This window comes from Pseudomonas sp. TE31087 (assembly GCF_057284075.1).
In genome coordinates, this window is record NZ_JBXVNN010000001.1 from 701,105 (window position 1) to 715,163 (window position 14,059).

Annotated in this window: 11 protein-coding genes; 6 read left to right on the forward strand and 5 right to left on the reverse strand. The window is 65.7% G+C overall.

The genetic code is table 11. The features are described 5' to 3' along the window. Positions 1-80: 80 nt before the first annotated feature. From ACZ899_RS03320 to ahpF, 6 genes are all read left to right on the forward strand, one after another. Positions 81-731, forward strand: a complete 651-nt coding sequence (locus ACZ899_RS03320; protein ID WP_203652308.1) for a c-type cytochrome — start codon at positions 81-83, stop codon at positions 729-731. Continuing rightward, positions 728-1,642, forward strand: coding sequence for a c-type cytochrome (locus ACZ899_RS03325; RefSeq protein WP_234560708.1), 915 nt, complete (start codon positions 728-730; stop codon positions 1,640-1,642). Before ACZ899_RS03320 ends, ACZ899_RS03325 begins: the two co-directional genes overlap by 4 nt. A 232-nt stretch (positions 1,643-1,874) precedes the next feature. Next, positions 1,875-2,714, forward strand: a complete 840-nt coding sequence (gene galU / locus ACZ899_RS03330) for a UTP--glucose-1-phosphate uridylyltransferase GalU (protein ID WP_010223914.1) — start codon at positions 1,875-1,877, stop codon at positions 2,712-2,714. 94 nt (positions 2,715-2,808) lie between these two features. Then, positions 2,809-4,164, forward strand: coding sequence for a glutathione-disulfide reductase (gene gorA, locus ACZ899_RS03335; protein ID WP_203652310.1), 1,356 nt, complete (start codon positions 2,809-2,811; stop codon positions 4,162-4,164). Positions 4,165-4,412: 248 nt separating this feature from the next. Next, entirely contained in the window at positions 4,413-4,976 is a 564-nt protein-coding gene (gene ahpC, locus ACZ899_RS03340) for an alkyl hydroperoxide reductase subunit C (RefSeq protein ID WP_008090543.1), read from the forward strand. A gap of 282 nt (positions 4,977-5,258) precedes the next feature. Beyond that, positions 5,259-6,821 carry an alkyl hydroperoxide reductase subunit F gene (gene ahpF / locus ACZ899_RS03345; RefSeq protein WP_234560707.1) on the forward strand — a complete coding sequence of 521 codons (1,563 nt, stop codon included), beginning with the start codon at positions 5,259-5,261 and terminating at the stop codon, positions 6,819-6,821. A gap of 104 nt (positions 6,822-6,925) precedes the next feature. On the opposite strand, the gene ACZ899_RS03350 is transcribed toward ahpF, so the two are convergent. The 5 genes from ACZ899_RS03350 to ACZ899_RS03370 all read right to left on the reverse strand — a co-directional run bounded on the left by ACZ899_RS03350 (position 6,926) and on the right by ACZ899_RS03370 (position 13,993). Beyond that, entirely contained in the window at positions 6,926-8,107 is a 1,182-nt protein-coding gene (locus ACZ899_RS03350) for an MFS transporter (RefSeq protein ID WP_234560706.1), read from the reverse strand. A 58-nt stretch (positions 8,108-8,165) separates the two neighbouring features. After that, the gene (dkgB, locus tag ACZ899_RS03355; RefSeq protein ID WP_203652313.1) at positions 8,166-8,969 is read right to left on the reverse strand and encodes a 2,5-didehydrogluconate reductase DkgB; all 804 of its coding nucleotides are present in this window, start codon (positions 8,967-8,969) and stop codon (positions 8,166-8,168) included. Between the two features lie 270 nt (positions 8,970-9,239). Further along, the gene (locus ACZ899_RS03360; protein WP_234560705.1) at positions 9,240-10,445 is read right to left on the reverse strand and encodes an NAD(P)/FAD-dependent oxidoreductase; all 1,206 of its coding nucleotides are present in this window, start codon (positions 10,443-10,445) and stop codon (positions 9,240-9,242) included. A gap of 131 nt (positions 10,446-10,576) precedes the next feature. Then, positions 10,577-11,632, reverse strand: a complete 1,056-nt coding sequence (locus tag ACZ899_RS03365) for a GlxA family transcriptional regulator (protein WP_203652314.1) — start codon at positions 11,630-11,632, stop codon at positions 10,577-10,579. A gap of 234 nt (positions 11,633-11,866) precedes the next feature. Next, the gene (locus tag ACZ899_RS03370; RefSeq protein ID WP_234560704.1) at positions 11,867-13,993 is read right to left on the reverse strand and encodes a TonB-dependent receptor; all 2,127 of its coding nucleotides are present in this window, start codon (positions 13,991-13,993) and stop codon (positions 11,867-11,869) included. Between the last annotated feature and the right edge of the window lie 66 nt (positions 13,994-14,059).

The following is a 14,059-nucleotide window of genomic DNA, read 5'->3' on the forward strand; positions in this document are numbered from 1 at the left end:
CACGTCGGGGAATAGGCCTAGTATTTCTGGGCTTATATCGTTTAAGCCTAAGCTTATAACAAGGAAATGGAGCCTCCGTGATGAAACCCCTGAGCCATGTCGTGATCGGCAGCCTGCTGATCTTGGCCTGGCCCTCGGCGCACGCTGCCGATGGCCAGAAAATCTTCAACCAGGGCGGGCAGAACCCCGCCGCCATGGCCTGCCTGGGCTGCCATGGTCCGGACGGCAAGGGTATCGCCGCCGCCGGTTTTCCCCGTCTTGCCGGCCTGCCTGCCGGCTATCTCAGCAAGCAATTGCATGACTTTCGTAACGGCAGCCGCAAGCAGGCGGTGATGGAACCGTTGGCCAAGGCCCTGGACGATGCCGAGATCGAAGCGGTCAGCGCCTATCTGGCCAAGCTGCCGGCCGATGCCGCGGCGGACACGCGCCGTCAGCAGATCGCCAACGATCCGGTGACCCGCCTGGCCATCTATGGCGACTGGAGCCGGTTGATCCCCGGTTGCGTGCAGTGCCACGGCCCGGGCGGCAGTGGCGTCGGTGAGCACTTCCCGCCACTGGCCGGACAACCCGCCGCTTACCTGGTGGCGCAACTCAACGCCTGGCGCGATGGCAGTCGCAGCAATGATCCCAACCAGTTGATGGTCAACGTGGCCAAGGCGATGACCGATGCCGAGGTCAAGGCGGTCGCCGACTACTTCGCCCAACCGGCCAGCCAGGAGGTCAAGCCATGAAAGTCCTGATGCCAACCCTGCTGCTGGTGGCCATGGGCACTGCCCAGTCCGCGCCCATTGCCATGGAAGACCAGTCCCAGCTCAAGGTCCCGGGTGTGCAGGCTGCCCCGCAGTTCGTGCCACCTGCGGAAAGCGCGATCCCGGACAACGCCTTCGGCAAGATGATTCGTGAAGGCCACGCCCTGTTTGTCGATACCCGGCGCCTGATGCCCGAAGCGGTCGGTAACGGCATGAACTGCAGCAACTGCCACCTTGACCAGGGGCGCCTGGCGCATTCCGCGCCGCTGTGGGGCGCCTACCCGATGTATCCGGCGTATCGCAAGAAGAACGACAAGGTCAACACCTTCGCCGAGCGTATCCAGGGCTGCTTTACCTTCAGCATGAACGGCAAGCCGCCGGCGGCCGACAGCCCGCAGATGACCGCCTTGAGCGTTTACGCCTACTGGCTGTCGACCCAGGCCCCGACCGGTGTGGAGATTGCCGGTCGCGGCTACCCGGAAGTGCCCAAGCCCGAAGGCGGTTACGACTTCAAGCGCGGCAAGCAGGTGTTCGACGAGCAATGCGCGATCTGCCACGGCGGCAATGGCGAAGGGCAGAAAGTGGCCGGGGAGTACGTGATGCCGCCGCTGTGGGGCAAGGACTCCTACAACTGGGGCGCCGGCATGCACCGGATCAATACTGCGGCGTCGTTCATCAAATACAACATGCCACTGGGCAAGCCCGGCAGCCTGAGCGACCAGCAGGCGTGGGACGTGGCGGCGTGGATCAACCGCCATGAGCGGCCGCAGGATCCGCGGCTGGTCGAAGGCTCGATCGAGAAGACCCGGCTGAAGTTCCATGCCAACGACGGGGTCAACCTGTACGGGCAGAAAGTTGATGGCGTGTTGATCGGGCAGGGGATCGGCGGTTGAGCTGAAACCCTCGCGGGGCAACCCCGCTCCCACGCCCAGCAAGGGACGATCGTGGGGGCGGGCCCGCCCCGCGATGATGTCGCCGGTCGCCTGAAATTCACGGCCTGGCGGAACTATCTACACTGGAATGTCTCTATGATGGCATCGGCCAGCGCGGGGGGCATTGTAAGGTGACCGCCGCCTGATTAGACTGCGCCGAATTTCGTACGCAAAGCCCTTGTTAAGGACGTATATGATCAAGAAATGCTTGTTCCCGGCAGCCGGTTACGGCACCCGCTTCCTGCCCGCTACCAAAGCCATGCCCAAGGAAATGCTGCCGGTGGTCAACAAGCCACTGATCCAGTATGGCGTTGAAGAAGCGCTGGACGCCGGCCTCAACGAGATCTCCATCGTCACCGGCCGTGGCAAGCGTGCCCTGGAAGACCACTTCGACATCAGCTACGAGCTGGAAAACCAGATCAAGGGTACCGACAAGGAGAAATACCTGGTCGGCATCCGTCGTCTGCTCGACGAGTGCTCGTTCTCCTACACCCGCCAGACCGAGATGAAAGGCCTGGGTCACGCGATCCTCACCGGTCGTCCGCTGATCGGCGACGAGCCGTTCGCCGTGGTGCTGGCCGACGACCTGTGCGTCAACCTCGAAGGTGACGGCGTACTCAAGCAGATGGTCAAGCTGTACAAGCAGTACCGCTGCACCATCGTGGCGATCATGGAAGTCGACCCTCAGGAAACCAGCAAGTACGGCGTGATCGCCGGTGACCTGATTGGTGACGACCTGTACCGCGTACGCAACATGGTCGAGAAGCCAAAGCCTGAAGATGCACCGTCGAACCTGGCGATCATCGGTCGCTACATCATGACCCCGGACATCTTCAAGCTGATCGAAGAAACCGAGCCGGGCAAGGGCGGTGAAATCCAGATCACCGACGCCCTGATGAAGCAGGCCCAGGACGGCTGCGTCATCGCCTACAAGTTCAAGGGCAAGCGTTTCGACTGCGGTGGCGCCGAAGGCTACATCGAGGCGACCAACTTCTGCTTCGAGAACTTCTACAAGACCGGCAAGGCTTACTGAGTCCCCGGCGTTGTAAAAAGCCACCTTCGGGTGGCTTTTTTGTTTGCGGCGGCCAACGGCGCTATGCTGGGCGCCTGCCCAGGAGATTGAATACATGGCTTACGATTTTGATCTGTTCGTGATTGGCGCCGGTTCCGGCGGTGTGCGCGCGGCGCGTTTTGCTGCGGGTTTCGGCGCAAAAGTGGCGGTGGCCGAGAGCCGCTACCTCGGCGGCACCTGCGTCAATGTCGGCTGCGTACCGAAGAAACTGCTGGTGTACGGCGCCCATGTCGCCGACGAACTGGAACAGGCTGCAGGTTTCGGCTGGACCCTGGAAGAGGGCCACTTCGACTGGGGCACGCTGATCGCCAACAAGAACCGCGAGATCGAGCGCCTCAACGGCATCTACCGCAACTTGCTGGTCAACAGCGGCGTCACCCTGTTGCAGGGCCACGCCCGCATCACCGGCGCCAATGAGGTGGAGGTCGAGGGCCAGCGCTACAGTGCCGCCAACATCCTCATCGCTACCGGCGGCTGGCCGCAGGTGCCGGACATTCCGGGCAAGGAACTGGCCATCACGTCCAACGAGGCGTTCTACCTCAAGCAACTGCCGCGACGCGTGCTGGTGGTGGGCGGTGGTTACATCGCCGTGGAGTTCGCCGGGATCTTCCAGGGCCTGGGCGCCGACACTACGCTGCTGTATCGGGGCGATCTGTTCCTGCGCGGTTTCGACGGCTCGGTGCGCACGCACCTGAAGGAAGAACTGGAAAAACGCGGCATGGACCTGCAATTCAACGCCGACATCCAGCGTATCGACAAGCTTGCGGACGGCAGCCTCAAGGCCACCCTCAAGGATGGTCGCGAGCTGGTCGCCGATTGCGTGTTCTACGCCACCGGCCGTCGGCCGATGCTGGATAACCTGGGCCTGGAGAACACCGGCGTGGAGCTGGACGAGCGCGGTTACATTCGCGTGGACCAGCAGTACCAGACCACCGCCCCGTCGATCCTGGCCATCGGCGACGTGATCGGCCGCGTGCAACTGACCCCGGTGGCGCTGGCCGAAGGCATGGCCGTGGCCCGCCGCCTGTTCAAGCCCGAGCAGTACCGCACGGTCGACTACCAGAACATTCCGACCGCAGTGTTCAGCCAGCCGCCAATCGGCACCGTGGGCCTGACCGAGGAGCAGGCGCTGGCCGCCGGGCACAAGGTGCAGATCTTCGAGAGCCGCTTCCGGGCGATGAAGCTGACCCTGACCGATATCCAGGAAAAGACCCTGATGAAGCTGGTGGTCGATGCCGACACCGACAAGGTGCTGGGCTGCCACATGGTCGGGCCGGATGCTGGCGAGATCATCCAGGGCCTGGGGATCGCCCTGAAGGCAGGTGCGACCAAGCAGCAGTTCGACGAGACCATCGGCGTGCACCCGACCGCCGCCGAAGAGTTCGTGACCATGCGCACCGTCACCCGCTGATACGCGTTATCCCAGATCGCGGGGCAAGCCCGCTCCCACGCCTGAAAACCTCCTGGCGTGGGAGCGGGCTTGCCCCGCGATGCATTTTGCCCTCGCAATCCTTTGCTCAGCCCAATCCCTTCTATTAATAATCCCGCCTTATAGCCAAAACCAATCACCAGCATGAGCTTTGCCAATGAGCCTTCGAGGGGACCAGCGGTTAGGATTCTCTCCGTCAACCGAATTCAACCCATGAAGGAGCGTCTCTCATGCCAATCATCAACAGCCAGGTCAAACCGTTCAACGCCACTGCTTTTCACAATGGCGAATTCGTCCAGGTCAGCGAAGCCGACCTGAAAGGCAAGTGGTCCGTCGTGTTCTTCTACCCGGCCGACTTCACCTTCGTCTGCCCGACCGAACTGGGTGACCTTGCTGACAACTACGCCGAGTTCCAGAAGCTGGGCGTGGAAATCTACGGTGTGTCCACCGACACCCACTTCACCCACAAAGCCTGGCACGACACCTCGGACACCATCGGCAAGATCAAGTACCCGCTGATCGGTGACCCGACCCACGTCATCTCGCGCAACTTCGACGTGCTGATCGAAGAAGCCGGCCTGGCCGATCGCGGTACCTTCGTGATCAACCCGGAAGGTCAGATCAAGATCGTTGAAATCAACGACGGTGGTGTAGGCCGTGACGCCAGCGAACTGCTGCGCAAGGTCAAGGCTGCCCAGTACGTTGCCGCCCACCCAGGTGAAGTCTGCCCCGCCAAGTGGAAAGAAGGCGAAGCCACTCTCGCTCCGTCCCTTGACCTGGTCGGCAAGATCTAATTTTCGTCCGATAAGCGCCTGCGCGACGACCATGCTGCGTTGAAAACAGGCTCGGAATGCTCATTTGCAACCAGCAAAGTCGAGCGCGACTCCGACCGTTCCTCGCCTGTTTTCGCCTTGCCTGATCGCCGCGCAGTCACTTCTCGAACGAAAATCCGGTTATGCGCCAATCGCGGGCGGTAGACAGCCGCCAAAGCTGAAGTAGTTACCGCCCCGTAAAAACGCCCGGGCGATCTCGCCTGGGCGTTTTTGTATCCGAGTTTTGAAAAAGGAATCGCCCGTATGTTGGACGCCACGCTTAAATCGCAACTGAAAACCTACCTGGAGCGGGTCACCCAGCCGATCGAGATCGTTGCCTCCCTCGACGACGGCGCGAAGTCCCGCGAACTGCACGACCTGCTGGTGGAAATCGCCGGCCTGTCGAACCTCATTACCTTCAGCGCGGATGGCAACGACGCCCGTCGTCCTTCGTTCTCGCTGAACCGCCCTGGCGCGGATATCAGCCTGCGTTTCGCCGGCATCCCCATGGGCCACGAATTCACCTCCCTGGTGCTGGCGCTGCTGCAGGTCGGAGGCCACCCCTCCAAGGCCAGTGCCGAAGTGATCGAGCAGATCCAGGCGCTGGAGGGCGAATTCACCTTCGAAACCTACTTCTCGCTGTCGTGCCAGAACTGCCCGGACGTGGTCCAGGCGCTGAACCTGATGGCGGTGCTCAACCCCAATGTGCGCCACGTCGCCATCGATGGCGCGCTGTTCCAGGATGAAGTCGAAGCCCGCAAGGTCATGGCGGTGCCGAGCATCTACCTGAACGGCGAAGTGTTCGGCCAGGGCCGCATGGGCCTGGAAGAGATCCTCGGCAAGATCGACACCAACGCCGGCGCCCGCCAGGCCGAGAAGATCAACGCCAAGGACGCCTTCGACGTGCTGGTGGTCGGGGGTGGCCCGGCTGGCGCCGCCGCCGCGATCTACGCCGCCCGTAAAGGCATTCGCACCGGTGTCGCCGCCGAGCGCTTTGGCGGCCAGGTGCTCGACACCCTGGCGATCGAGAACTTCATCTCGGTGCAGGAGACCGAAGGGCCTAAGCTGGCCACGGCCCTGGAAGAGCACGTCAAGCAGTACGACGTCGACATCATGAACCTGCAGCGCGGCGAAGCGCTGATCCCGGCCACCGATGGTGGCCTGCATGAAGTACGCCTGGCCGGCGGCGCCTCGCTCAAGGCCAAGACGGTGATCCTCGCCACCGGCGCCCGCTGGCGTGAAATGAACGTGCCGGGCGAGCAGCAATACCGCGCCCGTGGCGTGGCCTACTGCCCGCACTGCGACGGCCCGCTGTTCAAGGGCAAGCGCGTGGCGGTGATCGGCGGTGGCAACTCCGGCGTGGAAGCGGCCATCGACCTGGCCGGCGTCGTCGCCCAGGTGACCCTGATCGAGTTCGACAGCCAGCTGCGCGCCGATGCCGTGCTGCAGCGCAAGCTGCACAGCCTGCCGAACGTCAAGGTGATCACCAGTGCACTGACCACCGAAGTGGTCGGCGATGGCGAGAAGGTCACCGGCCTGTGCTACAAGGACCGCACCAACGACACGCTGCATGACCTGGCGCTGGAAGGCATCTTCGTGCAGATCGGCCTGTTGCCGAACACCGATTGGCTTAAGGGCACGGTGGAGCTGTCGCCGCGTGGCGAGATCATCGTCGATGCCAAGGGCCAGACCAGCATCCCCGGCGTGTTCGCCGCCGGCGACGTGACCACGGTGCCGTACAAGCAGATCGTCATCGCCGTGGGCGAGGGCGCCAAGGCGTCGCTGGCGGCCTTCGATCATCTGATCCGCACTTCGGCGCCGGCCTGACGGCAGCGGGGTGTAAATGCGAAAACGCCGCCATTCCCTGGGGATGGCGGCGTTTTTGTGTTGGGGCTATCGTGGGCAAGCTCGCCCCATGTAGCTGATCCCGGTCAGGCTGGATTACCCAGCGCTTCGTCGGCGGCCTTGCCGCGCCCGCCCAGCCACACCAGCAGCAACCCGGTCGCCGCCAGCAGGCCACCGGCCATCGGCACCGCCGCATAGCCCAGGTCCAGGCTGATCACCGCGCCACCCAGGGCGGCGCCGACGGCATTGCCCAGGTTGAATGCACCCACGTTGATCGATGACGCCAGCCCCGGTGCCTCGGCTGCGGCGATCATCACCCGCATCTGCAGCGGCGGCACCACGGCGAAGGTGAACATCCCCCACACCAGCAAGGCCAGCGCGGCGCCGACATGGCTGCCCAACACCAGCGGCATCAGCAGCATGATCGCCGCCAACGCGCCGAGGAAGATCCGCGCGGCGCCGTCCAGCGACCAGTCGGCCAGCTTGCCGCCCAGGCTGTTGCCGAGGGTGAAGCCGACGCCGATCAGCACCAGGCCGAGGGTGACGAAACTGTCGGAGGCGCCGGTCAGTTCGGCGAGCACCGGGGCGACATAGGTGTACAGGGTGAACATCGCGCCGGCGCCCAGGACCGTGGTGGCCATGGCCAGCAGCACGTTGGGGCGGGCGATCACCGCCAGTTCCTTGCGCACATGGGGCACGCTGCCGCGCTCGCCCTTGGGCAGGGCGTACCACAGCGCCGCGATGGCCAGCACGCCGAGCACCGCGGTGCCGGCGAAGGCCATGCGCCAGCCGACCTGCTGGCCGAGCCAGGTGGCGGCTGGCACGCCGCCGATGTTGGCGATGGTCAGGCCCATGAACATGGTGGCCACGGCGCTGGCCTGCTTGTCCCGGGGTACCACGCTGGCCGCCACCACCGCGCCCAGGCCGAAGAAGGCGCCGTGGTTGAGGCTGGTGATCAGGCGCGAGAGCAGCAGGGTGTAGTAGTCCGGCGACAGGGCCGAGAGCAAGTTGCCGACGGTGAAGATGCCCATCAGCATCATCAGCGCGGCACGCTTGCCGAAGCGGCTGAACAGCAAGGTCATGATCGGCGCGCCGACCATCACGCCGATGGCATAGGCGGTGATCAGCATGCCCGCGCTGGGGATGCTGGCACCGACGCCATCGGCGATCACCGGCAACAGGCCCATGGGGGTGAACTCGGTGGTGCCGATGCCGAAGGCGCCGATGGCCAGGGCGAACAGCACCCGTTTGGGGGAAAGCGTGCTCATTGGGAGCTCCGAAAAAGCGGTTGAGAGCGGGGCGGTGGGCCTCCATGCCCGAAGGATATCAGTCCCAGGCTGGCGCCAGGCCGTCCGGGCTGACTTCGCGGCCGTTGCGCTCCAGGGTGGCGATGCGCGCCATGTCGTCGGCGTCAAGGCGCAGGCTGCGGGCAAGCAGGTTGCTGGCCAGGTTCTCGCGTTTGGTGGACGACGGGATAACCGCATAGCCCAGTTGCAATGCCCAGGCCAGGGCCACCTGGGCCACGGTGGCCTTGTGCTTGGCGGCGATCTCGGTCAGCAGCGGATCCTTCAGCACCTTGCCGTAGGCCAGGGTCATGTAGGAGGTGGTAGTGATGCCCTGCTCCTGGAGGAAGGCAGTCAGCTTGCTGTTTTGCAGGTACGGGCTGAGTTCGATCTGGTTGGTGGCGATCTCGCCCTGGCCGACCACGGCGATGGCCTGGCGGGTCAGCTCGATATTGAAGTTGGAGATGCCGATCTGGCGGGTCAGGCCCTGGCGCTTGGCGTCGGCCAGCGCCTGCATGTATTCGGGCAGCTCGACGCCGTTGCCCGGCGCCGGCCAGTGGATCAGCAGCAGGTCGACATGGTCGGTGCGCAGTTTGGCCAGGCTCTCGCGCAGGCTAGGGATCAGTTTGTCGGCGGCGTAGTGGTCGACCCAGATCTTGGTGGTGATGAACAGCTCGTCGCGCGGCACGCCGCTTTCGGCGATGGCCTGGCCGACCTCGGCCTCGTTCTTGTAGATCTGCGCGGTGTCGATGGCGCGGTAGCCCAGCGCCAGCGCCGACTTGACCGAATCGATGACGGCCTGGCCGGTGAGGCGGAAGGTACCCAGGCCAAAGGATGGAATGCTCATGCAACTGCTCCTGTCGAGTGAGGGGATCGAGGCCCGGGCAGTGGGGCACGGGATCGAACGGGTAGGTGCAGTGTGCGGTGTTCGGCGGGATTGATTAAGCCGTTGACGCGCCAAGGTCCTTTGACCTGGAGTCATGAATACCTGGTTGGATTGTGAGCGGGGCGAGGCAATGGCGGCTATCGCGGGGCAAGCCCGCAGGGGCTGCGCTGACTGCTCTCAGTAACAGCGCAGCCCCGGGGGTGGGCGATCTGCGGCAGGTTGGCAGTGCTGTCAGGCGACCGGTATCAGCGGGTCGGCCGCTGCCAGTGCGGTGGCCCGGTCCGCCGCCGGTGGGTAGATCCACACCGAGTTGATCTGCTGCTTGAGCTGCTTGGCCTCGGCCTTGTCGGTCGGTGGCGAAACGGTGCGTTCCCAGCCTTCGGTGTACACCGCGCCCCAGGCGCCGAGGTCCAGGCAGGTGACGTACTTGGGCTGGCTGTAGGTCATCGGCGCCACGCCGATCAGCTCGGCGGCGGCGTTGTTGCCGGCGTAGCGGCCCAGGGGGATGGCGTGCTGGCAGGACATCACGGCAAAGTTGCCGACCTCGTCGCAAGCCGCGTAGGCCACATCGCCCGCGGCATACACATCCGGGTTGCCGATGACCTTGAGCTGGCCGTCCACATGCAGGCGGCCCTGGCGATCGCGCTCGCCGGTGATCTGCTCGGTCAGCGGGTTGGCCTTGAAGCCGACGGTCCAGACCACCGTATTGGCGGCGATGCGTTCGCCGTTGTCGAGCAGCACGCCACCGGCATCCACCGAGGCCACCGTGGCGCCGCAGACCCATTCGATGCCCAGCGCCGCCGAGGCCTGCTCGATGGCCGGGCGGATACCGTCGCCCAGGGCGGCGCCGATCTTCGCCCCGCGGTCGACCACGACGATGCGCGGCGTGACCTTGTCGCCCAGGATCGCCCGCAGCCGGCTGGGCAGCTCGGTGGCGGTCTCGATGCCGGTGAAGCCGCCCCCGGCCACCACCACGGTGTTGCGCGCCGGGCTGTCGGGGCGGGCGGCCAGGGACTTGAGGTGTTCTTCCAGGCGGGTGGCTGACTCGATCTTGTCGACGTCGAAGGCGTGGCGGTCGAAGCCTTCCAGCGCCGGGCGGTTGAGCAGGCTGCCGCAGGCCATGATCAGGCGGTCGTAGCCAAGCCTGGCCTCGATGCCGCCGGGCTGGCGGTACGCCACTTCACGGCTGGCCTGGTCGATGTGGTAGGCGCTGCCTTTGACGAAGCGCACGTTGACCGCGTCGAACAGCGCCTGCAACGGCGCGCCCATGGTGTGTACGTCGGGTTCGTAGAAGCGTGGGCGGATGTGCAGTTCCGCCTGGGGGGCGAGCACGGTGATCTGCACGTCGTCGTGTTTGTGCTGGTCGAGCAGGCGGGCGGCGCCGAGGGCGCTCCACAGCCCGGCGAAGCCTGCGCCAATGATCAGGATCTGTTTCATGGGGTGCTCCTGGATGCCGCGATTATCGATGTTGTCGCTGCGGCAGTGGGAAAAGGGTACGCCTTGTGGGTGGGCCTGGATTGCGGCCCGACAGGCGTGCAGCAGATGCTAAAGGCGTGCCCCGTTTGCCCCTAGGCCAAAGAACCCTGGATTTCGGCCAGCGGCACGCTGCGGGCAAAGCGTGCCCGGTAGTCCCGCGGGGTCACCGCCAGATGGCGCTGGAACGCCAGGCGCATGCGCTCCTCGCTGCCGAACCCGCAGTGGCGGGCAACCTGCTCGATATGCTGGTCGGAGTTCTCCAGCAAGCGCCGCGCCGCCTCCAGGCGGAACACTTCGATGGCCTTGGCCGGGGTGCGGCCGGTCTTGTGCTTGTACACCCGGGTGAAGTTGCGCAGGCTCATGCGCGCCTGCTCGGCCAGCCGCTCGACCGTCAGGCGCGGGTCGCCCAGGTGCTCGTTGAGCCACAGGTGCAGGGCCTCGAAGGCGGCGCCGTCCTCGCCCTGGGCCTTGAGCAGTTCGCTGAACTGCGCCTGGCCACCGGGGCGCTTGAGGAACACCACCAGTTCGCGGGCCACCTGCATCGCCACCTCGCGGCCGCAGTCGGCCTCGACCAGGGCCAGCGCCAGGTCGATGCCGGCGCTGACCCCGGCCGAGGTCCACACCTGGTCCTGCTGCACGAAGATCGACTCGGCATCCACCTCGATGGCCGGGAAGCGCCGGTGCAGCGCATCGCACATCGCCCAGTGGGTGGCGGCCCGGCGGCCGTCGAGCAGGCCGGCGGCGGCCAGCAGGAAGGTGCCGCTGCACACCGAGGCGGTGCGTCGGGCGCGCTGGGCGGCCTGGGCCAGCCAGGCGATCAGCTCGGCGTGATCGGGGAGGGTGTGGACGATCTCCGGTGCGCCGGGCACCACCAGGGTGTCAAACGGCTCGCACAACCAGGGTGCCAACGGTTCGGTGCCTATCGACAGGCCTTCTGCGGTGGGCACCAAGCCGCCTTCGAGGCTGGCAGTGACCAGGCGATAGCCCGGCAGGCCACGCGCGGTACGGGCCTTGGTCGCGGCCCAGAACACCGTCTGCGCGCCGGTGAGGTCGAGCAGGCCCATCTGCGGGTAGGCGAGGAACAGCAGGGTGCGCGGCTGATCCAGGGCGTGTACGGGCGGGGTGGGGATCTGCGGGATGTCGGTCATGGCGCGCTGCTTGTGACGGAGGCGTAGCGCTAAGTCGAGCACCTGGCGCGGCGCCGATCAAGCGCCGCGCGACAGGCGCAGGCGCCGAGGCTTTGCAGGAACAGCGTGGGAGCGGGCTTGCCCCGCGATGACGTCGGCCCAGGTTGGCGAAGCATCGCGGGGCAAGCCCGCTCCCACGCTGCCCCAGTCAGATCGGAGATTTACATTTTGAACCCCGAGTGGGCTGTACCTGCCTCAGAAGCTGTAGTCGACCGTGGCGAAATACGAGCGCGGCGCGCCCAGCAGCCATTGCTCGCCGCTGAAGCTGGACTGGGCGTACTGGCGGTCGAACAGGTTGTTCAACTGCAGGCCCAGGCGCACATCGGGCAGCACCTGCCAGCCCAGGTTGGCGTCGACCACCGTGTAACCCGGCACGCGCTGGTCGTTGGCCGCGCTGGAGTAGCGCTCATCCACATAGCGCAGGCCGATACCGGCATCCACGGCCTGGCCGAAGCCCTTGCTCAGCCACAGGTTGGCGGTGCGCCGCGGCACATCCTGCGGGCGGTTGCCGGCGCGGTCGTTGACCGTGCCGTTGTCGCCTTCCTCCAGGAAATCGTCGTACTTGGCCCTCACCAGCGCGGCGTTGGCCGAGAGCTGCCACTGGTTGCCCAGCGCCAGTTCCAGGCTGGCCTCCAGGCCGTCGGAGGTCTGCTGGCCGGCCTGCTGGCTGTCGTGGGTGAGCGGGTTGTACACCGGCAGTTTCTTCTTGACGATGTGATAGGCCGCCAGCGTCCACTCGCCACGGGTATCCCAGAAACGTTGCTTGAGGCCGATCTCGGTCTGCTTCGCTTCGGTCAGCTCCAGGCGCTTGTTCGGGCGCTGGGTGAGCAGGTCGCCGACGCCGTCCTCGCTGGTGGAGTACTGCCCGTACAGCGACAGGTCGTCGGTGAGCGCGTACACCAGCCCGGCGCGCCAGTTGCCGCCTTGCAGGCTGCGGTCGCTGCGGGCGTTGTTGACCAGGTCGTCACGGTCGATGTGGTTCTGGTCGCGGCGGATGCCGGTGACCAGCGCGAGGCGGTCGCTCAGCTGGGTGCGGTTCTCGGCGAACAGGGCGAAGGTGTCGACCTTGGACAGCGTCTGCGCGCGGGTCGGGCTGAGGCTGTGGAAACCGCCCGGAGCCGGATGCCACGGGTCGAGCGGGTCGCTGCTGCCATCGCTGTAGGGCGAGTTGCTGTCGACGTTGAAGCGGATGCGGTTGTATTCGGCGCCGACCACGGTCTTGCTGGTCAGGCCGAACAGGCCATGGTCGAAGGTAAAGCTCTGGCGATCGCCGAGCTGCTCCTGGTTATGGCGAATCTCGAAGAAGCTGCCGCGCTGGATCACGCCGTTGGCGGCGTCCCAGGCGTAGGACTCGGCGTTGCGCCACTGGCGGCGGCTCTTGATGTAGTAGAGCTGGTTGCTGGCGCTGACACTGTCGCTGAGGGTCCAGTCGGTGGTCAGGCGCGTCCACTCGTCGTGGTAGCGCTGTTCGTCGTTGCTGACGTTGTAGTTCTTGCGGCGCACGCTGCTGCGCAGGTGCCCGTCGATCAGCGGGGTGCCGTAGTAGTTGGCTGGTTGCGCATCGCCGCGTTCGTGGGCGAGGGTGAAGCTCAGGTCGTCGCTGGCATCGAAGCGCAGGGCGGCGCTGAGGGCCAGGCTGCGCGAGTCGGTGCGGTCGACCCAGCCGTTGCCGGCCTGCTGGTTGAGGGTCACGCGGTAGCTCAGCCGCTCGCTCAGGCTGCCGCCGCTGTCCAGGCCCAGTTGCTGGCGGTCCCAGGAGCCGTAGCCCAGGCGCAGGTGGTTGCGGATGTCACCGGCGAACGGCTTCTTCGGCACCACGTTGACCACCGCGCCGGTGGCGCCTTCGCCGTACAGCACCGAGGCGGGGCCGCGGATCACGTCGATGCGCTCGACCATCCACGGGTCGACCGGGAAGGTCAGGGTGCCGGCGCCGGCGTACAGGCGCGAGCCGTCGAACAGGGTCATCACCGAACTCTGCCCGGTGAAGCCCCGGGCCGACAGGCCGGTACCGCCGTCGCCCGGTGTGCCGATGAAGGTCAGGCCCGGCGAGCGGGTCACGGCGTCCTGCACGGTGAGGTTGTTGCGCTGCTGGATCTGCGCCTCGGTCAGGCTGCTGGTGCTGGCCGGGGTGTCCAGGGCGCTGAGGTTCAGGCGCGAGCCGGCCGGGGTTGGCGTGGCCAGGTCGATGACCTGTGGCTCGCGGGTGTCGGTGATCGCCGTGGAGGGCAGGGTGAGGGGCGCCACTTCATGGTCGTCGGCCAGTGCTGGCAGGGACACGGCCAGGCAGGCCGCCAGGGTGTGAAGCTTGTTGAATCGGGACATGTCGTTCCACTGCTGCAGGAAGGAATGGATCCCGGTGGAAAACACGCAACGGCGAAGCGCGCACGC

Excerpts from the sequence above, each read along its gene's own strand:
- ahpF (WP_234560707.1), top strand. The coding sequence starts at position 5,259 with ATGTTGGACGCCACGCTTAAATCGCAACTGAAAACCTACCTGGAGCGG.
- ACZ899_RS03320 (WP_203652308.1), top strand. The coding sequence starts at position 81 with ATGAAACCCCTGAGCCATGTCGTGATCGGCAGCCTGCTGATCTTGGCC.
- galU (WP_010223914.1), top strand. The coding sequence starts at position 1,875 with ATGATCAAGAAATGCTTGTTCCCGGCAGCCGGTTACGGCACCCGCTTC.
- gorA (WP_203652310.1), top strand. The coding sequence starts at position 2,809 with ATGGCTTACGATTTTGATCTGTTCGTGATTGGCGCCGGTTCCGGCGGT.
- ACZ899_RS03370 (WP_234560704.1), bottom strand. The coding sequence starts at position 13,993 with ATGTCCCGATTCAACAAGCTTCACACCCTGGCGGCCTGCCTGGCCGTG.
- ACZ899_RS03365 (WP_203652314.1), bottom strand. The coding sequence starts at position 11,632 with ATGACCGACATCCCGCAGATCCCCACCCCGCCCGTACACGCCCTGGAT.
- ACZ899_RS03325 (WP_234560708.1), top strand. The coding sequence starts at position 728 with ATGAAAGTCCTGATGCCAACCCTGCTGCTGGTGGCCATGGGCACTGCC.
- ACZ899_RS03360 (WP_234560705.1), bottom strand. The coding sequence starts at position 10,445 with ATGAAACAGATCCTGATCATTGGCGCAGGCTTCGCCGGGCTGTGGAGC.
- dkgB (WP_203652313.1), bottom strand. The coding sequence starts at position 8,969 with ATGAGCATTCCATCCTTTGGCCTGGGTACCTTCCGCCTCACCGGCCAG.
- ahpC (WP_008090543.1), top strand. The coding sequence starts at position 4,413 with ATGCCAATCATCAACAGCCAGGTCAAACCGTTCAACGCCACTGCTTTT.
- ACZ899_RS03350 (WP_234560706.1), bottom strand. The coding sequence starts at position 8,107 with ATGAGCACGCTTTCCCCCAAACGGGTGCTGTTCGCCCTGGCCATCGGC.